Below are 20031 nucleotides of genomic sequence, written 5' to 3' on the forward strand. Positions count from 1 at the left end.
TGCAACGAGAGGCCTGATACATGACCGCATCCGATCACACGCTCAAACCGTTCAGAAATCTCTTGCACCAATGGGGGCATCCATACATGCAGTAAATGCTATCAAAAGAGCGGCATCAAACCGCGACAGGTTCAACTTACCAGCCAGAACCTCCTGATCATTGATGAGTTGGGCTTCGTTCTGCTCAGTAAATCGGGCGCGGAATTGCTCTTTGAAGTTACATCTCAATGCTACGAACGCGGGTCCATCATCATTACCTCGAACCTGCCCTTTGATGAATGGACCGAGGTCTTCGGCTCTGAGCGGCTGACAGGCGCGTTGCTGGATCGCTTGACCCATCACGTCCACATTCTCGAGATGAACGGCGAAAGCTACAGGCTCAAATACAGCCGTAACAAACAACAATAATCAAACCTAAATCCAGATCAGAACAATGTTGGCCCAAGGGCCAACATGCGCTTTGGCACGCGTTAGCTATATGACAAGCACTCGCGCCAAAGCGCATGAAAAACGATAAGTCAGTGGACCAGTTTTACGCCGCGATTTGGCCCCTTTTTACTCTGCGATTGACACCACGCGCGTCGATCTCCTCGGCAATCTTACGCAGGAACGTGGCGCGGTTTGTGCGCGAGGTATTGCCATAACTCTCGAAGGCTACCTCGGCCGCTTCACAGGCTTGCTCTACCAATTCGACTGTACCAACAGCGAACGCATCTGCGGTGCCGCTGACAGGTTCATTGGCAAAACGCTCGACGCCGCCGATCCATTGACCTGCGACCAAATGCTTATGTTTCAATATGTTAAATTCCCTAGATCAGGTTTCGTTGTGCGAGATTTCGCATCAAGTGACTCGCGCCGAACGTCCATTCAGGGCAGTGCGTCGAGAGCCGTACGCGGTTGCGAAGCGCACCGAAGCCAGGGGCTGAAATCACAACAGTGTCGTCAATCTTATGAGTGAACCCCTCGCCTTTGACATCGCGGTCTTGCGTCGGCGCAAACAACGTCCCGAGGAACAACATCAACCCGTCAGGATATTGGTGATGCCGCCCCACGGTTTGGCGCACCAAGTCCGTCGGGTCGCGGCTGATTTCCTTCATCGAGGAATGGCCCGTCATGGTGAACCCTTCGGTGCCATGGACGGTCAAATCGACCTCGGCGGCACGCACATCATCAAGCGAGAATGCGCCGTCGAACAGGCGGATCACCGGCCCGATGGCACAAGAGGCGTTGTTGTCTTTGGCCTTAGACAGCAACAGCGCCGAGCGCCCCTCGACATCGCGCAGGTTCACGTCATTGCCCAGCGTCGCGCCCACAATCCTCCCTGCGGAAGAAACCGCAAGAACGACTTCTGGCTCTGGATTATTCCAATTGGAAATCGGGTGCAGCCCGACATCGGCCCCCGGTCCCATAGATGACAAAACCTGCGCTTTGGAGAACACTTCGGCGTCGGGGCCGATCCCCACTTCGAGATATTGGCTCCACAGCCCTTCAGCGATCAGCGCCGCCTTGACCTCGGCGGCCTCGTCACTTCCGGCTTTGATGTCGCGCAAACTTTCCCCGATCACGGCCCCCACCCGCGCGCGAATGGTCTCGGCCAATTGTGGGTCCCCTGCCGCGCGCTCCTCAATCACGCGCTCCACCATTGACGCGGCGAAGGTAACCCCGCACGCCTTCACGGCTTGTAGATCACAAGGGGCGAGGAAATGCGTTTTCGACAGATCGCCAACTGCGTTGCCCGCAATCGCCTGTACCGCGCCGATATCGCGCCCTTGTGCATTTTTCACATAGTCCGCAGAGGTCGCCATTTCACAAATATCGCGGACGGTGGGTGCCTCTTTCGAAGTGATATCAATTATCCTGCCCGCGCGAAGTGTCACAACGCTCGGCCCATCCACATCCGCATTCCAGACGCGGCCCAGTGGCACGCCTTTTCCGTCGAAATCAGAGGCCATTGGTGTCGTATTCAGATCAGACATTTTACTTCCGCTCAAAGTTAGGAGTACGCTTTTCAGCAAAGGCCGCGCGCCCCTCCATGGCATCATCCGTGGCGAAACAAATGGATTGGAGATCACGCTCGTAGGCGATTGCTTTCTCCAATGGCATATTGAACGCCGCCTTAAGATTTTCACGGGCCGTTTCAGCCGCAATCGGCGCGCGTGACGCTATCGTCTCGGCGATGTCTTTGGCCCGTGCGAGCAACTGATCCTTAGGAGCAACTTCACTCAGCAGACCCCATTTCTCCGCCTTTTCTGCGTCGATTGGGTCGCCTGTCATGATCATCAACGCGGCATTCGAGGGCCCGATTGAATTGGCCAACATCGCCGCCATACCGCCGCCGCCAATCCATCCAAGTTTGATTTCAGGCGCGGCAAGAATAGCCGTATCGGCAGCAATCCGTATATCGCAAGACATCGCCATCTCTAACCCACCGCCAAACGCGTAGCCGTTAATTGCGGCGATAGACGGCTTCAACAAGGCGCGTAATACGTCACAATATTCGGGACGATTGCGAAAATCCCAAGCGGTCGCGTACCGGTCCAACTCGGCAATATCCGAGCCTGCGCAAAAGGCTTTTCCCGCCCCTGTCAGCACCACCGCGCGCACCTCATTGTTGGTATTACATACCTCCACCGCGGCCCGCAGTGCGGCCGCCATTTCTGGCGTCATAGCGTTGAGTTTTTGCGGACGGTTGTAAGTGATGATGGCCACGTGGCCTTCGATTTCAAGTGTTAGATCATCGCTCATGCGAGGCTCCTTTCAAGGCGGTTGGCATGGAACATTTCTGTCATCCGTGCCGCAACTGTGTTTGCATCAATGTCTGTGTCCAAAGCCATGCGCAGGTAGGCGGAGGCATCGGATTGGAAAGCAATATAGCCGTTGTGGCGGGGGCGAATGGTCGCCGCCTCCAATGTGTCGCGTGTGTTGTCATAGAACCCGCCACTGGCGGCGTTCACGTCCGCATCTGCCCATGCGCTTCGCAGACTGGGTTGCCCATCGTGGTCAGGAATGAAACCAGATTGCGCCTCGGGCGACATCAACCACATCAAGTGGTCGCGTAACGCGTCCGATACTTGCGCACACTGTGACAGCGCAATACCCGTCCCGCCAATAATCGAACCAGGGGGGCCAGCGCCCACCCGTGGTGCATCGTGAAACCGCAACGGTTTTTCCCTGCCGCCGCGCGCATAATTCACATAGCCGTAGATCAAAGGGATCAGCGCGATGTCGTCGTGGGTCGACATGTGCTCCAACAAGCCAATCGGGTTCAGGCCGAGGGCCGCCTTGGATGCATGGGTGAAAAGCTGTTGCAAAATCGAATAGGCACGCGCCAGCACACTGTCGTTTGGCCAGTTACCATTGGACATATCGGTGGTGGGCTCAAGTGCTGCGATGATGGACAAGAGGCTCAAAAATGCATGCGGCCCCGCCAAAGACAAGGCGACATTGCCAGACTCCGAAAGCGCCACAACCTCATCCCAATTCTTTGGCACAGTGTCGATGAGATCAGGGCGAAGGGCCATGACCTGCGAGGCGGCATCGAGGGGCAAGGCCCACAACTTCCCATTCATCTCATAGCTTGTGAAAGACGGCCCCACGGCGGTGGCTGCGAACGCCTCCAATTGCGCCGAAGAGAAAAGCGACTCTAACGGTTGCAAGCACTCTGCGGCCATTGCCTCCCCCAGATGCGGGTGATCCAAAACCACCAGATCGTAACGCGCGCACAGCTCCGCAATCGGAGCACTTTCAAACCCCTCAAGCGGCTGCACATCCCACCGCACTGGGCCCCCGTTCTTCTCGGCAGCGGCCAATGCATTGTAACCTCTTGGGTGATCCCACGTTAGGCCTCGGTAGGTCATTTTTCCCTCCGCCCGATAACACCTGTATCTGCGAGGCTTTGGATGTCCTGCTCAGAAACACCCAGATCCTTGAGGATATCGTCAGTATGCTCCCCCGTAAGCGGCGCGCCATAGCGGATCGACGACGGGGTTCGGCCAAAACGAATAGGGAACCCTGGCGTTTTGACCCGCCCCTCGGTCGGGTGGTCGTATTCCACGAAGGTCTGGTTGTGAGCGATTTGCGGGTCGGCAACCAGATCCGCGTAACTGTAGACGGGGCCAGACCAAACACCCTCGGCCTCAAGGCGTTTCAACACGTCATCGGTATTGAATTTGACCACAGCTTCGCGGACCATTGCGAATGTCTGATCTCGGTCAGTCCAACCCGCTTGATCGACATCCAAGCCGCTCAGTGCGGGCGCGTCAAGCGCGCGTGACAACCCGTCGAAATCGGGCATCGCAATGGCGATGTAGCCGTTACGCGTTTTGAACGTCCCGTAGGGCGCACGAATATAGGAGTGGGCGTGAGGCTCGTCGCTCCGCGTTTGCGGGACGCCCCCCACGGTAAAGACTGACAGCTCCTGCATCTGCAGCGTGGTAATGGCGTCAAGCATGTTGACTTCAACCTTTTGTCCCTCGCCTGTACGTTCGCGGTGCAGCAAAGCCGCCAATGCGCCCTCAAACGCCGAATACGCTGTCACGGCATCGACCAAGTATTGCCCCGCCGCTTGTGGTGCCTCTCCCTTGCGCCCCGCCGACAGCATCGCCCCCGACATCGCCTGCAACAGCAGGTCTTGACCGGGGCGTTTCACGTATGGGCCGGTCTCGCCGAAGCCCGACATCGAGACGTAAACGAGGTTGGGGTTGATCGCCGCCAGCGTGTCGTAGTCCACCCCCAAACGATCCGCGACACCTGCGCGGTAGTTTTGGATGAACACGTCTGATTTTGCGACAAGTTGACGGATGATTTTGTGGCCTTCATCTGATTTTAGATCAATCGCCAGCGAGCGTTTGTTGCGGTTGAGCGACAAAAACGAGACGTTGATCTCGTTGCCCTTCGCGTCACCTGCGGCTGTGTGGCGTTGCCATTCACCGTTGACGGGTTCGATCTTGATCACATCGGCCCCAAGATCACCCAAACGCTGCGCGGCCAAAGGCCCCGCCATCGCGATTGAGCAGTCCAAAACGGTGTAGCCTTTTAGGATAGTCATGCTGTGCCTCAGTTCATGTTCCAGCCGCCATCGACGGCAATTGATTGTCCAGTTACGAAGCCCGCGCCCTGCGAGGCGAGGAACAAAATGACCGACGCGATGTCATGTGGCGTGCCGCGTCGTTTGATCGATTGGTGATCGAGCACAAAGGCTTTGTAGCCTTCTGGGTCGGGGTGGATTTTCTCGGCATCGGTGGGGAAGGCCCCCGGCGCGATGGCGTTTGAGGTGATGCCCCATTTGCCAAATTCCCGCGCCCAAGCGCGGGTCAGCCCGAGCAACGCGCCCTTGGACTGCACATAGGGCGAAAGGTTTTCCCAGCCGCCAGACAATGTAATTGAGGTGACATTGATGATGCGGCCCCAGCCTTGATCTCGCATACCGGGAAGCGCTTCCTTCACGCAGATCAGCGCCGCTTCGACGTTGACCGCGTGCACCGCACGATGCTCGTCTAAGCTAAAGTCTTCGAAGGGCTTTGACGGGTAAATCGCCGCATTGTTGATAACCACATCAATCGGCGCCTCAGCCGTTATATCTTGTAGGGTCTTGGTCAACGCATCCATGTCTGTCATGTCCAACTCGATGAGATGCAGCCGCTCCGCCAACTCCGGCGGCGTGTCCGATAGCAAAAACTCGTTCTTGCTGTGGTCACGGTCAATGGCGAACACTGTGGCCCCCGTCGCCAGCAAATCCAGCGTGGTTTGATGACCCAATCCGCCCGAGGCACCTGTGTATAAAACGCGGCGGCCCTGCATGGAGTCAGACGTTCCAATTACGACGTTTGTCGCGCTCATCCTCGGCCTCCAATCGGCGCGAACACCCCTGTTGGCTTCGGAAAATCTTCATCCGGCTGCATGATAATACACTGAATTTTGGCTTCGGCACTTGCCACTGCTGCGGCATCATCCAGCACGGTAAATCGGGAGTCATAGCGACGGTTCTCACCATGTTCGAGCCAGATCATCTCACCTCGATCCCGCGCCGCATTGTTGCCCAAAACGTGATGGGTCGATGGCTCGATCCCGATCGCATATTGCCCCGCTTGCAGGTTTTGCCAATTAAATTGACAGGGGAATTGCGCAGCTTTGGTGGTCACCATCAGGCCCAGGCCCAAGCGGTCATTCACCAGCGCGACGGGGATTTCACCAGCCCCGTCCGCGACCATGGCATGTTGCCAGACTTGCTCGTGAAAATTCTGCTGCGGCTCAGGCAGAATACGGTAGCCAACACCTTGTTGTTCATAGGTGTTTTCGTGAGCGGCCCAGACGACTTCTTTGATCGGCGCGAGATAGCGCGCACCCTCTTCGAGCACAGGATGGCCGAGATTGATGTGATAGCAATACATATGCGGCGTGCGGTAGAAGCCACGGTTCGTGACCTCGTCGGTGAGCTGGATGTCATTGGTGCCAACCTCCACCTCGATGCGACGGCGCAGCTCCAAGTTTTCGCCAAACACAACCGCTTGCGTCACGACTCCTTCGGCCCACAAGAAACACCGGTCTCCCTCCCAACGCTCGCCATAGCCCGTCAATCGCGCAGGAATAGTGCCAACCCGCCCATGCAGCGAGTGTTGGGCATTCTGGCGTGGCGCATAATTATATTCCTCCGTGGAGGTCTCGTTCATGAACAGCGTGTGATCCAACCCGCAGGTGACCATCAGCCCAGAGAAACTGCGCAACCAGCCAAGACCGCCCTCGCCCTCATATTCATGCAGCGCAGGATGGCGGAACCCTGTGGGGGAATGCCAGCCAATAGCGCGACCTTGATGCTCGCATTCCGCGATGTCCATGGCCCGATCCACCAAAACGGTGAACCGCAACCCCGTGCCGGAGCGAAACTCCAACATCCGAATGCCGCGTTCCACGCCATCAGACAGCTCCAGACTACGCACACCAGCGGCATGGCCAAGGCCACCACTCAATGCTGCGACCTCTTTTCGAGTCAGATCTTTGTCGTACAATTTGACCATTACGTCTCCGTTCACCAACGCGCATCGCCTTGGTGTTCTTCGTTAAGTATCGTTTTGATCGGGCCGCAGAGAAACTGCGACCCAAGGGTTAGATGCTGCTAAATCAGCACCCGTTTTCGCGCAGTTTTCCGTCTAGGAAGGCCTTCGCGCGCGGCACGTCTGCCTCTTCCAGATGCTCGATGATCATCGGAATATTCGGATGCTTTTTAGCGAGGCGTTGCAGGTAGAGGTCGTAGTTCAAGTCACCAAGACCCGGGGCCGGCAATTCGATCGCCCCTACACCGCGAAACGTGTGGCTTTCAGCCGCGTCTTCGTCGCCGATATCACTGTGCTTTTCGCCCATATCGACGGACGATTTCACATCTTTGGCGTGGGCCAGACAGATTTTGTCGGAGAGCGCATCGAACACATGGTTCAGCGTCTCGTCCATCTTGCCGATGTTGTGATCCTCGAAGTAATTCGTTGGATCCATGATCAAGCCCAAGCCAGGATGATCCACCTCGGCGAACATGCGCAATGTCTCCTCGACCGAGCCAACAACGTTGTTCACGTAAGTCTCCAGCAGGAAAACAGAGCCGTGATCATAGGCATGTTGCGCCAGATCAGCGATCACAGTGCGGCAGTCATCCCAGCCCTCTTCGGTCTTGTTCTTCGGGTGGTGTACCCAATCGCTCTCGGTGTCGAACGTCCCTGTCTCAGAGCACACGTAAGGCGAGCCGAGATACTGCGCATTGGCGAGCACTTCTTTGAAGTGGGTCAAAAGTTGCTTGCGGCGTTCGGGATCAGGATGCACTATATTGGTGTAGCAAGAGGTTGCCGAAATCGGCAGGTGGTGGTCGCGGAACGTTTCGCGGATCACTTTGCATTTCTCTTTGGTGATATTGCCCGTCGACAGGTCCATATCTTTGAAATGCAAGTCGAGCTGCACCGTATTAAAGTTATGGCCGCGAATGACTTCGCAGGTTTTTTTGAGATCATACGGGAAATATCCCGAGAAAATTCCTGTTTGCATCATAGTGAGTTCCTCCCTCAGTCGTTGCTTAGATCAAGCCGCACCGTGCGGCCGTGTTCGATGGATTGGTATGCGGCCTCAACCAGCGCCATGGTGCGCACATTGTCGGCCACGTTCAGCGCGGGCGTACTGCCCGTGTGAATGGCGTATTGCAGCTGTTCCATCACGCCGATGAAGGCATGGGGGAACCACATGGTCTCCCAGCCTGGCGATTGCCACTTGCCGCCGGTCTCGTCCGTGCTGGCAAATTCAAGCGTCGAGGCTTGGCCCGTAGGCCAACCGATGGTGCCCCGCGCCACGCCCTTGGTGCATTCGACCCGCCAGTGGATGTGTTGATCGTCCTCATATCCCTCTTGACGCGGGCCAGACCAAACGTCCTCCAGACTCAAAGCCATGAGGCCAGAGGGGAAACGCAAGGTGGTGACGACAATACCGTCCATGTGGTCAAATTCGGTGCGCGGATCGGTGCGCGTCAGGCTTGTGACCTCGGATGGATCACCGAACAAAAAGCGCAGTGCATCGAGGTGATGGACGCTCATATTCGACAGGGTCAGGCGATCATAATCCGCCAAGAAGCCCTGCCAGTGTGGGATCGCGTGCATGTCGATTTGTGCAAAAACAGGCTCGCCAAGGATACCACCATCGAGCAGTTGCTTTAGCACCTGCATGGATTGGTCGAACCGCATGTTCTGATTGACGCTAAGCGACTTGCCCGCCGCCTTCGCCTCATCACGCAAGGCGCGCGCTTCCTCAAGCGACAACGCCAATGGCTTTTGCGCAAGGATGCCTTTGATATGCGGCTGCGCCAAGGCCGCCCGGATCAACGCGGGCTGAAGGCTCGGCGGATAGGCAATGTCGAGGATTTCAATTTCGGAATCAGCCAACAGGTCTTCGGGCGTGTCATGCACCGTGGGGATGTCCCACCGCTTGGCCACCTCTTCGGCCTTCGATTTTGTCCGCGATGCAATGGCCGCGACGGGAAACCCCGCCTCGGCATAGGCCGCAAGGTGACACTCGGCCATGATCATACCTGCGCCGATACAGCCGATTTTATAGTCTCGAACCCGAATGTCCGGATTTGGTTTTGGCGTAAAGCTCATCGTGTCCCCTCCGATTATTGCGCGGCAGCAAGCGTATTGCCTGCGCCGTCAAAGAATAGCGTTTGCCCTGAATTGACGGCGAGACCGATCTGCGTGCCCGCCTCAAACTGTGGCTGGCCGAGCATGGTGGATGTCAGTGCCACATCCCCCGCGGTTATATGGACCGTTGTAGATCCACCCAATGGTTCGACCTCCGAAATCATGGCATCACTGCCCTTGGTGATCCGCAGGTTTTCGGGCCGCACGCCGAAGTGCTTCGACCCATTAGGGCCCGCCAGCGCACCCAGCATATCGGCCATATTCATTGGCAAAACATTCATCGCAGGCGCGCCAAGCATCCCCGCCACATAGGTCGAATTTGGGCGTTGATAGAGCGTGTCAGGCGTGCCCGTCTGACAGATTTTGCCGTCCTTAAACACCGCCATCATGTCGGCGACCGACATAGCCTCCTCTTGGTCATGGGTGACATAGACGAGGGTTTTGCCCAGCTCTTGTTGAATGCGCCGCAACTCTACACGTGTCTGCTCGCGCAACCGCGCGTCGAGGGCCGAGATAGGATCATCCATCAAATAGGCCACCGGATCGCGCACCAGCGCACGAGCGATGGCCACGCGTTGACGCTCCCCGCCCGACAGTTGCGCAGGGGTTTTGTGCAGGATGTGTCCGATGTGCAGCTTCTCCGACACGTCGCACACTTTGGCGTCGATCTCCTCTTTTGCAATGCGCCGCTCCACCAGTGGGAAACACACGTTGTCCAGCGCGGTCATGTGTGGGAACAGAGCCAAGTTCTGAAACACCATCGCCACATTGCGTCTCGCAGGATTCACATGGGATACAGGGCGGCCGTCGATCAGGATTTCGCCTTCGTCAGGTTGCTCCAACCCCAAGATCAACTTGAGGATTGTCGATTTTCCCGACAGCGGTGGCCCGAAAAGACAGAAAAACGCATTGTCTCGGATTTCAAAACTGACGTCATCCACGGCCACGGTATCGCCAAAACGTTTGGTCACGTTCTCAAAGGTAATCGAAGCCATCACAGCGCCCTTTCTGTTGTCGCATCGAACAGACGCACAGCCGTTCCAGGCACGTTAAAGTGAAAAATATCACCTTGATTTGGAACGTCACTGCCCGCTGGCAGCACGGCCTTGGCTTCGTGCTGCCCTTCCATCAAATGAAGAATGGTGCGCGCACCAATGTGCTCCACCATGGTCACGGCCATGTGCAGCTCGCCCTTGGGATCAGGTTTCACCTCTTCAGGTCGGAAGCCAAAAATCACGTCGCCTTTAGATTTGGCATCAACCACCTTGGTCCTGCCCGTCGCCCCCAAATCAACAGAAGCTGCGCCGTCAGCGCTGCCCACATGCCCCTTGAGCAGGTTCATGCCTGGGGCACCGATAAAGCGCGCAACGAAGGTATCAACAGGGTTGTTATACACCTCCAACGGCGTGCCGACTTGCAGCAGCTTTCCATGATCCATGACCGCAATACGGTCCGCCATTGTCATCGCTTCAAGTTGATCGTGCGTGACGTAAACCATCGTCTGTTTGAACTGACGCTGAAGTGCTTTCAACTCGGAACGCATCACGGACCGGAACGCGGCATCAACATTCGACAGTGGCTCGTCAAGCAGGAAAATGGATGGCTCGACGACAGCTGAACGACCAATAGCCAAACGCTGCAAGATGTTCACCGACAACCCCGCCGCCTTGCGATCCAACAGATCGGTCAGCTGCAAAAGTTCAGCAATATCATCGACGCGCCGCTTGGTTTGCGAGGCGCTCTCACCTTGCGCTTTGAGCCCGTAGGCCAAGTTTTCGCGCACAGTCATATGCGTGAAAATCGCATAATTTTGGAACACAAATCCAACGCCACGACGCCCCATAGGCACGCCATTCATCTTTTTCCCGCTAAAGCGAATTTCGCCTTCAGTGGGGTCAAGCATTCCGGCAATCATGTTCATCGTCGTCGATTTGCCGCAGCCAGATGGGCCGAGAAGCGCGACGAATTCACCGTTGGCGATCGTGAGGTTCATACCGTTGAGCGCAGTGAACTCACCGAATTTTTTGCCTAGGTTTTCAAGGACAATCTCAGTCATTAGCCCTTCCTCATTCTTGAAATAGCCATCCCAGAAACGATGGAGAGAACAATCAGAATGGCAAGTGCGATCGCCGCAACATAGCCCCAGATCAGGTCGTTCTGCGTGACCTTATAGATGTAGATCGAAATCGTTTCCGTCGCGACGCCGGGGCCGCCTCCGGTTATGATGTAGAAGTTATCGAACACTTTGAAATTCTCAATCACGCGAATTGCGATAGCGATCACGATGATAGTTTTCATGCGGGGCAACACGATTGTGAAGAACCGTCGCCACCAGCCTGCACCGAGCAACACGGCCGCCATTTGCTGATCTTGCGGCACGGAGAGCATGCCCGCCAAAAGGATCAGAAACATCAACGGCGTCCACTGCCAGATGTCGGAGATGATCACCCCCAGAAGCGCCAGATCAGGGTCGCTCAGCCAAGCGATTTGCACCGAACTGCCGAGCAGGAAGGACAGGATCCCGTTGATCGGCCCACCGGATTGGAACAACATGAAGAACATGTAACCCGCCACAGCTGGGACCACCATCATGGGCACCAAAATCGTCGAATACATTGCGCGGCGTCCGGGGAATTCATCCACGAAGAGGATCGCTAGCCCGAGACCGAGCAGAAATTGCACCGGCACGCAGATCAGCATCACAATGAGCGTTCGCCATATTGCCGACCAGAACCGCGGGTCCCCCGCGAGATCAACGTAGTTGGTCAAGCCGATCCACAACTCATAAGCGCGATACCACGGGATACCGTCCAAGGGCGACCAATCTGTGAGCGAGATGTAGACCTGCATCAAGATCGGGAACAGAGCAATGAACAGCACCAAAAGCTGTGCAGGGAGCGTGAGCGCAAAGCCCAGACGCTTCTCTTCGCGCCCCGCACCCTCGTCAGCCGCAGACTGCGACTGTGATCGGGAAGGTGTATTTGAAGTCATATCGGTCATTCTTTCAATGCTCCAAATGTCAGCCCGCGCACGAGTTGTTTTTGGATCGCAATGCCCATGATGACGGGCGGCACTGCGGCAATCAGGCCAAGTGCGGCTTTCGCGCCGTATAGCTGACCCGTCATCGAGGACGACAGCGACGCCATGTAGACGGGGATGGTGACCCAGTCCCGTGTCGTCAGCAGCAATGCGATCAGATAATCCGACCAGTTGAGGATGAAGATGAAAAGTGCAGAGGAGGCTAACGCAGGGCGCATCATCGGAAGCGTGACCCGCAAGAATACGCGCCAGCGCGAGCACCCCTCGACCAGCGCTGCGTCTTCGATTTCACGCGGCATATCGTCAAAGAAGGTCTTCATCAGCCAGAAGGCGAAGGGCAGTGTCACGATGCCATAGATCAGCGCGAGACCAATCCAGCTGTCGATCAGCCCCAAGAAGGCCCACATAATCATCACGGGGATCATCACCGCCATTGGGGGAAACAGGCGCAACTGCACCAGTGCCAACGGCAAGTTTCCACCATAGCCAAATCGCGACAGCCCATAGGCGGCCGAGGTGCCCGCGAGCATAGCAATCACGGTGCCGAAGCCCGCAGACAGAAGTGAGGCCAAAATCGGACGCCCCGCCGTGCGCTCAAGCGCCGAGATCATGTCAGAACTGCTTTCACCAAAAATGAAACGGAAGTTGTCGAGGGTTGGGTTTTTGGGCCACCACGTCAGGTCAGCACCAGTGGATTGCCATTCAGCGATCGGCTTGAAGGCCATCGAAATCATCCACAGCGTTGGGATGAGCGACAGCGCCAAAAACGCCGCGATCGCAGCATAGCGAAAGACTTCGAATTTCAGGGAGCGTTGCATGTTTAAATTCCAGAAAAAGGGACCGGACAGCTTAGGCAAGCTGCCCGGTCAGGCCAGGGAGAATTAGCTGTCGATGGGGTCAAGAAGGTCAGGCCACGCTGCCTTATTCGCCTTGATCGCATCCACCAGCTTCTCTTCGCCAACGCGGCGCGAGATACGTTTCCACTGTTTTTCTGTGTTGGCCATCGCCTGCTCCGCGCTCATGCTACCCGTCAAAGCCGCCATCAGATTTTCATCTAACGCATTGTGGAACGCGGTCGCGCCCGGGTAGTTGATCGTCGGCACCGTCCGCTTCACGCTCTCACGCACCACATCCATGTGGTAATCGTGGTAGGTCTGACGCACCAAATCATCCGAGAAATTCGCCAGTTGGAACGGATCGAAATAGCCACCCGGGTTCGCTGTCATCCAGCTATAAATCCGGCTTGAGCCCAACCACTGCAGCAACAGGTATGCAACCTCAGGGTGCTCGGATTGTGCCGAAACACAGGCGGACAAATTCAGCCAAAGTACGGAACGACGGACAAGCTTGCCGTCATGTTCACGTCCTGGTGCCAGATGCGTGCCAATTTTTCCCGTTACCTTGGAACCTTCGTTGCCCGGATTATCGAGGAACTTCGGTAGGTTCGAGAAGGCGCAAGTCATCGCCGCGCCACCATTGGCGAAGTTGCCATACTGCTCTGGCCAGCTCCAGGAAATAGCGTCGGGGGAGTGGTGCGCAAGGCTGTCGATATATTCTTGTGTGGCCGACCAACCCGCGTCCGAATTGATCAACGCCGTGCCGTCATCTGCAAACAGGAATTGGTTTGGCGACGCCATGGACACGAAACGCTGATACCAGTTTGTATAGCCCCACCCTTGGTTGCGCAGGTCAGTCGACCCGAACAGACCTTGGTCAGGACGGTGGAAGAACGCCGCGATTTCATCGTGCTCTTTCCATGTCTGCGGCGGGCGCAGCGCGTAGCCGTATTGACCCGCGAAGGCCTTTTGCTCGGCTGGATCGTTGAACAGGTCGGTACGGTGGTTCCACGTTTGGAAGTCGCCGTCGAGCGACACGCCATAGACCGCGCCGCGATATTCGTTGAGTAGCGAAACGCCTTTTTCACCGGTCACATAACCGCGCTCTGGGTCATCCCATTCGGGCCGATATGTCTCGACATATTCATCAAGGTTCACAATGCCGCCAGTTTCCGCGAGGTCGCCCAAGCGGTTCCATTCGACCGCGTAGATGTCAAAACCACCCGATTTGGTCGAGACGTCTTGCATCACTTTGGTGAACTCTTGGCCGTTTGGCACGCCCACGATGTCTAACTCGATGCCGGTTTCTTGCTCCCACAGCTCTTTGACCGATGGCGCACCAGCGGGGAACGGTTGAGTGATTTGGCCAATGGATCCATCCGAGAGACCCAACACGATACGCGCTGGTGCCTCGCCTCCCGCCTTCATCGAGCGCGCCGCCTCCACAGCGCGCCCCTCAGGCGTATCGGGACCATATTGGTAGCGCTCAGCGCCAGCAAAACCAGTTGGTCCGCCGATCATGCCTTCGCTCAAATCTGCGGCAGCATGTGCGCGATCAGGGCGCAAAAAGAGTGGTGACGACACTGCAGCCATGGCGGTGGACTGGCTCGCAGCGCTTAAAAACTTGCGTCGAGTCATTGTCGATTTAGACATTATTGTTTCCTCCCATTTGAGCGCCGCAATGGGCGCATCAGTGGAAGTAAATCTCCACAATAATGGCGGGATCACGATAATCATTTTCCATCAAAATTAATCATTTCGCTATAAATCTAGCGACATAAGCGCCGACAGTGGCCCTAAATCCTTGCTCACCAACCCAATTTGATGTCTTTTGATATAAAAAAGCTTCAATATCATCATCTATCGACTCAAGAGGATTCTCATGAAAACCACGGCTTCTGAAATTGCGCGCGAGGCGGGTGTCTCGTCGGCAACCGTCGACAGGGTGCTAAACAATCGTGACGGCGTGCGCCCGCGTACCCGTGAAATTGTCATGCAGGTGGCGGCACGCCTTGGCTACTTCGGGCCGATGCATAGCGCGGCCAAAGCAGCAGTGCGGATGGATTTCATTTTGCCCGCGGGCTCCAACAGCTTCATGAAAGCGCTGCGCCAGCATCTGATCGAAGAAGCCCAGTCCTATGGAAACTGTGACGTCAAAATTCACCAAATCGAGGTTTTTGACCCAGGCACGCTGGCCGAGCAACTTCTTGCCCTGCGCGGCGCAACCGATGCAGTTGGACTTGTCGCGCTCGACCACCCTGAAGTGCGGGAGGCCGTGAATGCCTTGGCCCAAACTGGCGTCCACATTTGCACGATTGTGTCCGATATTCCGACGGTACACAAAGTGGGCTATGTCGGCATCGACAATCGCGCAGCCGGTCGATTGGCGGGCCTTTTGGTGGGGCGGCTCCTCCCCACCGACCGCCAACACAAGGTCGCGCTATTTCTTGGCTCACACGCGTATCGCGGTCATGAAGAACGCGAGATGGGGTTCCGCTCGATCCTCTCCGAAGAGTTCCCCGACCTGACGATTGCAGCATTGACAGAGGTCAGCGACGACCGCGATCTGGCATATGAAGAAACACTGCGCATTCTGGAAAAGAACAAAATCAACGCGATCTATAGCATTGGCGCGGGCAACCAAGGCATCGCGCGTGCCCTGCAAGAAAAGGGCATCTCCCGCAAAACGGTATTCGTCGCCCATGACATCACCGAGGCCACACGGGTCATGTTGATCGACCGCACGCTCGACGCAGTGATTGATCAAAACCCGAAGGTGCAAGCCCGCGAAGTGATCAAGCTGCTCGCCTCTACCGTGCACGGCAAATCAGAGCCCGAATACCCTCCGCGTCTACAAGTCATCCTTCGAGAGAACATTCCGTCATATTGAACGAACGAGCATGCTAGGGCACTGCGACTTTCATGAACGGGCCACCTTAGGTAACTCCGTTGCCATTTCAGACTTCTCCACCTACCGGAGAAACAAGCTTCACTCTCCCTCAGCCCAAAAGAGCCGTTGAAAAAACGGAAACAACAGCGTTCGATGATGTAAAAAGATGATTAATGATGGCTAAAGATGATTGCTTCGCGACAACGCTCGCAGCACCTTCCCATCACTGATCGCGGTGTGGAGAGCCGCTATTAGCGAGCGGCATCGCTGTCAAAACGCGGCCGCAAGATACAACGCCCCAGAATATCCGGGCGGACGGAAGGAGTGCACATGCTTTTGGGCCAACTTTGGCACAGCATCAAAGAGCCAAATAATCTAATTGGCCGATCGATTGAGATGTCGCAAGTAGCATCTTTTCCCCCAGGATGCCTTCCCAAAACCCACGCGGTAATTTCTCTACCATCATTAACCACCAACGCAAGAATGACGGACTCATGACCGAAAACACACACAAATCACCTGCGATGTTTACCAATTTACTGGCCCGTCGCGAAACATCCGTGGCCATCATTCTATTGCTGCTCATCATTTTCATGTCGTTTGCCAACGAGTTTTTCTTCACTCAGCGAAACCTGTTGAACATTGGCAGACAGGCCTCTGTCGTTGCTATTGTTGCACTTGGCCAAACACTGGTGATCATCGCAAGGGGCATTGACCTCTCGGTTGGCTCCGTCATCGGCCTGTCTGCTGTTACTGGCGCTATCGTGGCCGAAACAACGGGAAGCCAAATTCTTGGCATAGGCGGCGCACTTGGAGCTGGCTTGACCGCAGGCATGTTCAACGCGATTCTATACACACGGCTTCACATCAACCCATTCATCGCAACCCTCGGTACACTGTCAATGGCGCGTGGCATCGCGCTTCTTATGACAGGCGGCATACCGGTCAGTTTTAGTGGCTGGGCCTCATGGCTCGGGGCGGGACGCATTGCCACAGTACCCGTATCTCTGGCGCTGATGTTCCTATTGGCCGCCCTGTTCTATTTTGTGGCAACACGCACACGCGCTGGCCGCAATATCTACGCCACAGGTGACAACCCAACCGCCGCACGGCTCGCAGGCATCGACGTCGATAAAACGAGGGTCCTCGTTTTCGCAATAAGCGGCCTTTTGGCAGGCTTGGGAGGATTGATCCTTGCTGGCAACCTGAACTCGGCAAGTCCCGATCTTGGGCGCGGCTACGAACTTGACGTGATCGCGGCGGTCATCTTGGGCGGTACCGCCCTATCAGGGGGGCGCGGGTCGATCCCGGGCGTGATTCTCGGCGCGTTGCTCATGGCACTACTCGGTAACGCCTTCGTTTTGCTTGGAGTTTCATCGCACTGGCAGGTCGTCACCAAAGGGCTTGTGATCATTCTCGCCGTTGGCATCGACGGGGTCCAGCGCGGCCGAGAAGACTAAATGCAACTCAGAACCAATCCACATAAAAGGAGGAAACACTATGGGGATGACAACGAGACGACAGCTACTTGGCTCATCGGTTGCACTTGCGATGGTGGCGGTAGCTAGCACCGCTTTCGCAAACGACACGCTTCCAGACGGCGGCTCTGTCGAGGCAATTGCAAACAACGGTGAGGCGCAACGCATCGCCTTCATGGCGTTCCAAAACAATCCGTTTTGGATACCAGTCATTGAAGGGGCTAAAGCCGCAACCAAGTATTTGGAAAGCTACAACACCACCGTCGATTACATTGACCTTGGGGACAACCTGACGCCAGAAGCAGTGATCGCTGGCATCGAAGCCGCTGTTGCGCAAGGGTATGACGGGATCGTCACGGTGCCGATTTTTGACGGTACCGAACGCGCAATCAATGAGGCCGCCGAAGCGGGCGTGCCCACCATCAACATCATCGCCGAGGGCAGCGTTCCATCAGATCGCATCCTATTTATTGGCCAAAACGGCACGAGTGCTGGTAGGCAACTCGGAGCATTCATGGCCGAGAAAATGGGCGGCGAAGGCAAACTCGGTGTCATCACCGGCTATTTTGGAGCGGTACAGCACACGGCGCGTATGAATGGCGCAATTGACTATCTCTCAGCCGAGTATCCCGACGTGAAGATTATTGGCCCATTTGAAAACCAAGACCGTGCCGAACTCGCATATTCTCAAGTGCAAGACATGTACACCGCCAACCCAGACCTTAAGATGATCTACGTCACGGCGGGTGGGCCGTTCGGTGCCGCGCGCGCTGTTCGAGATCTGGAGCTTACAGGTAAAGTCGGGGTCGTCGGCTTTGACCACACACCTGACAACACCGCGTATATCGAAACGGGCGAGATGGTGGGTTTGATTGATCAAGCGCCATTCCAACAGGCGTTTGATGCGACGGTGACCATGCACAACTATCTGATGAACGGCGAGACCCCTGCTGAAGACATCATGTATGTCGAGGGCAACCTGCTGACCGCCGATGGCATTCAGAAGTAATCCCTAAAAACTATTGCGGCATCGGACATGATCTGGTGCCGCTCCTGATTTGGAATTGATATGAAAAACCATCGCCTCGACATCAACGGTGTCACCAAGTCTTTCGGCCCTGTTGAGGTCCTTCACGGTGTTAATTTGAGCATAGAACCAGGGGCCGTTGTTGGTCTTCTTGGTGAAAACGGTGCGGGGAAAAGCACCTTGATGAACATCGTCAGCGGCAGCTTGCGACAGGATTTAGGGAGCATGCGACTCGACGGTCAAGAACTGGATTTGCGCTCATCGCGCGACGGTATTGATCTGGGCATTCGCTTTGTGCATCAGGAACTATCAACCATCGGCTCTCTCAGCGTTGCCGAGAATATCTTCCTCGGCGATTATCTCGCGGGGAAAGGCGGCCTGATCGACCGCAAGCAGATGGCGAAACGCTCCAAGGCAGCATTGGCTGCGGTTGGGTTAGAGGGGCTAAACCCAAACACCATCGTCGACACATTGCGTCCCGGCCAGCAACAGCTCATCGAAATTGCGAAGGCCGTTGTTGTGCAACCGCGCCTTCTGATCCTTGATGAACCGACCTCATCTTTGACATCGGTTGAGGCCGCGAAGCTCTTTGATCTGGTGCGCAATCTTTCCCGCGATGGCGTGTCCGTTATCTTTATCACTCACAAACTCGAAGAGGCGCTCGCGAACTGTGATCGCATCGTTGTTTTGCGCGACGGAACCTTGGTGAGCGATGAGGCAGCGGTCGAGACCGATAAGGCCCGATTGATTCACCATATGGTTGGCAAAAGCTCTGTCTTTGAATGGAAAGGCAGCGCGGCCAAACCGGGCGCAAGACAAGTCTCTATCCGCGGTCTGCGCGATAAATCGCATCTCAAACCCGTCGATCTCGATCTGGATGAGGGAGAAGTGGTCGCGCTTTTCGGGTTGGTCGGCGCTGGTCGCACGGAGCTTATGGAAACCCTGTTCGGGTTTCGCAAAACGGCCGCAGGTGAGGTTATCGTTGGCAATCAGAAATTACGTCTGGGCCATGTGCCGACGTCTGTGCGCAATGGAGTCACCATGGTACCAGAAGGACGCAAGACACGCGGGATTCTTCCTAGCCACAGCGTAGAACGCAACATCTCCGCCTCTAGTCTCGATCGGCTATCGCATCTCGGGGTCATGCGCTCCGCAACCGAACGCAGTCAGACGCACGATTTTGCCCAGTCTCTGCGCATCAAGATGGAGAACACACAACAGGTGATCACCCGTTTGTCGGGAGGCAACCAGCAAAAGGCAGTATTCGCACGCGCCGTTATGGTCGCGCCGCGCCTGCTATTGCTCGACGAACCAACCCACGGCGTCGACGTCGGTGCAAAATCGGAAATTTACGAGATCATCCACGAGCTTGCGGCCAAGGGCATGTCGGTCATCGTGTCCTCCTCAGAGCTACCCGAAGTGTTCGCCATCGCAGACCGCTGTGTCGTCTTTTCGCAAGGCGAACTCGTTGGCAGTTTGACGCGAGATGAAATGACAGAGGATGAAATTCTCAATTTGGCGTTTACCAATCACTAGAAATACGCGGCGTTGACAAAAGTTTGAGTTCCACGCGCGAGGTCACTTGGTGACTGGATCA

The 20031-nt window shown here is 56.0% G+C and carries 18 protein-coding genes and 1 pseudogene; 5 read left to right on the forward strand and 14 right to left on the reverse strand.

What is annotated here, in order from left to right; translation table 11 throughout:
- Nucleotides 1–126: 126 nt before the first annotated feature.
- Nucleotides 127–408, forward strand: a pseudogene (locus tag BM025_RS16940) (ATP-binding protein); the annotation flags it as partial.
- Between the two features lie 124 nt (nucleotides 409–532).
- On the opposite strand, the gene BM025_RS16945 reads toward BM025_RS16940, so the two are convergent.
- The 14 genes from BM025_RS16945 to BM025_RS17010 form a co-directional block, all read right to left on the reverse strand.
- On the reverse strand, nucleotides 533–796 hold the full coding sequence (locus BM025_RS16945) for a hypothetical protein (RefSeq protein ID WP_085847582.1): 264 nt from the start codon (nucleotides 794–796) through the stop codon (nucleotides 533–535).
- 13 nt (nucleotides 797–809) lie between these two features.
- A complete protein-coding gene (locus BM025_RS16950) occupies nucleotides 810–1976 on the reverse strand; it encodes a fumarylacetoacetate hydrolase family protein (RefSeq protein WP_085847583.1) in 1167 nt (388 codons plus the stop codon).
- Between the two features lies 1 nt (nucleotide 1977).
- Complete coding sequence (locus tag BM025_RS16955; protein ID WP_085847584.1) at nucleotides 1978–2745, reverse strand: enoyl-CoA hydratase/isomerase family protein; 768 nt, start codon at nucleotides 2743–2745, stop codon at nucleotides 1978–1980.
- Nucleotides 2742–3857 carry an extracellular solute-binding protein gene (locus BM025_RS16960; RefSeq protein ID WP_085847585.1) on the reverse strand — a complete coding sequence of 372 codons (1116 nt, stop codon included), beginning with the start codon at nucleotides 3855–3857 and terminating at the stop codon, nucleotides 2742–2744. The genes BM025_RS16955 and BM025_RS16960 overlap by 4 nt, the downstream gene beginning before the upstream one ends.
- On the reverse strand, nucleotides 3854–5047 hold the full coding sequence (locus BM025_RS16965; protein ID WP_085847586.1) for a CaiB/BaiF CoA transferase family protein: 1194 nt from the start codon (nucleotides 5045–5047) through the stop codon (nucleotides 3854–3856). The genes BM025_RS16960 and BM025_RS16965 overlap by 4 nt, the downstream gene beginning before the upstream one ends.
- 8 nt (nucleotides 5048–5055) lie before the next feature.
- The gene (locus BM025_RS16970; protein ID WP_211753587.1) at nucleotides 5056–5838 is read right to left on the reverse strand and encodes an SDR family NAD(P)-dependent oxidoreductase; all 783 of its coding nucleotides are present in this window, start codon (nucleotides 5836–5838) and stop codon (nucleotides 5056–5058) included.
- Nucleotides 5835–7013: an aldose 1-epimerase family protein gene (locus tag BM025_RS16975; RefSeq protein ID WP_085847587.1), complete on the reverse strand. Its 1179-nt coding sequence runs from the start codon at nucleotides 7011–7013 to the stop codon at nucleotides 5835–5837. The genes BM025_RS16970 and BM025_RS16975 overlap by 4 nt, the downstream gene beginning before the upstream one ends.
- Nucleotides 7014–7116: 103 nt before the next feature.
- A complete protein-coding gene (locus tag BM025_RS16980) occupies nucleotides 7117–8028 on the reverse strand; it encodes a sugar phosphate isomerase/epimerase family protein (protein ID WP_085847588.1) in 912 nt (303 codons plus the stop codon).
- Nucleotides 8029–8042: 14 nt separating this feature from the next.
- Nucleotides 8043–9125 (reverse strand): Gfo/Idh/MocA family protein, encoded by a 1083-nt coding sequence (locus BM025_RS16985; protein WP_085847589.1) that lies wholly within the window; start codon nucleotides 9123–9125, stop codon nucleotides 8043–8045.
- 14 nt (nucleotides 9126–9139) lie between these two features.
- Entirely contained in the window at nucleotides 9140–10159 is a 1020-nt protein-coding gene (locus BM025_RS16990) for an ABC transporter ATP-binding protein (protein ID WP_085847590.1), read from the reverse strand.
- The gene (locus tag BM025_RS16995) at nucleotides 10159–11220 is read right to left on the reverse strand and encodes an ABC transporter ATP-binding protein (protein ID WP_085847591.1); all 1062 of its coding nucleotides are present in this window, start codon (nucleotides 11218–11220) and stop codon (nucleotides 10159–10161) included. The genes BM025_RS16990 and BM025_RS16995 overlap by 1 nt, the downstream gene beginning before the upstream one ends.
- On the reverse strand, nucleotides 11220–12164 hold the full coding sequence (locus tag BM025_RS17000) for a carbohydrate ABC transporter permease (RefSeq protein ID WP_085847592.1): 945 nt from the start codon (nucleotides 12162–12164) through the stop codon (nucleotides 11220–11222). The genes BM025_RS16995 and BM025_RS17000 overlap by 1 nt, the downstream gene beginning before the upstream one ends.
- The gene (locus tag BM025_RS17005; RefSeq protein ID WP_085847593.1) at nucleotides 12161–13021 is read right to left on the reverse strand and encodes a carbohydrate ABC transporter permease; all 861 of its coding nucleotides are present in this window, start codon (nucleotides 13019–13021) and stop codon (nucleotides 12161–12163) included. Before BM025_RS17005 ends, BM025_RS17000 begins: the two co-directional genes overlap by 4 nt.
- Nucleotides 13022–13084: 63 nt before the next feature.
- The gene (locus BM025_RS17010; protein ID WP_085847962.1) at nucleotides 13085–14692 is read right to left on the reverse strand and encodes an extracellular solute-binding protein; all 1608 of its coding nucleotides are present in this window, start codon (nucleotides 14690–14692) and stop codon (nucleotides 13085–13087) included.
- Nucleotides 14693–14921: 229 nt separating this feature from the next.
- Here BM025_RS17010 and BM025_RS17015 point away from each other — a divergent pair, with 229 nt between their 5' ends.
- The 4 genes from BM025_RS17015 to BM025_RS17030 all read left to right on the forward strand — a co-directional run bounded on the left by BM025_RS17015 (nucleotide 14922) and on the right by BM025_RS17030 (nucleotide 19970).
- Entirely contained in the window at nucleotides 14922–15929 is a 1008-nt protein-coding gene (locus BM025_RS17015; RefSeq protein WP_085847594.1) for a LacI family DNA-binding transcriptional regulator, read from the forward strand.
- A 494-nt stretch (nucleotides 15930–16423) separates the two neighbouring features.
- Complete coding sequence (locus tag BM025_RS17020) at nucleotides 16424–17389, forward strand: ABC transporter permease (RefSeq protein ID WP_085847595.1); 966 nt, start codon at nucleotides 16424–16426, stop codon at nucleotides 17387–17389.
- Between the two features lie 40 nt (nucleotides 17390–17429).
- Nucleotides 17430–18416, forward strand: coding sequence for a sugar ABC transporter substrate-binding protein (locus BM025_RS17025; protein WP_211753588.1), 987 nt, complete (start codon nucleotides 17430–17432; stop codon nucleotides 18414–18416).
- Between the two features lie 60 nt (nucleotides 18417–18476).
- Nucleotides 18477–19970 carry a sugar ABC transporter ATP-binding protein gene (locus BM025_RS17030; RefSeq protein WP_085847596.1) on the forward strand — a complete coding sequence of 498 codons (1494 nt, stop codon included), beginning with the start codon at nucleotides 18477–18479 and terminating at the stop codon, nucleotides 19968–19970.
- Nucleotides 19971–20031 lie beyond the last annotated feature (61 nt).

This window comes from Pacificibacter marinus (genome assembly GCF_900109555.1).
Lineage (GTDB): Bacteria > Pseudomonadota > Alphaproteobacteria > Rhodobacterales > Rhodobacteraceae > Celeribacter > Celeribacter marinus_C.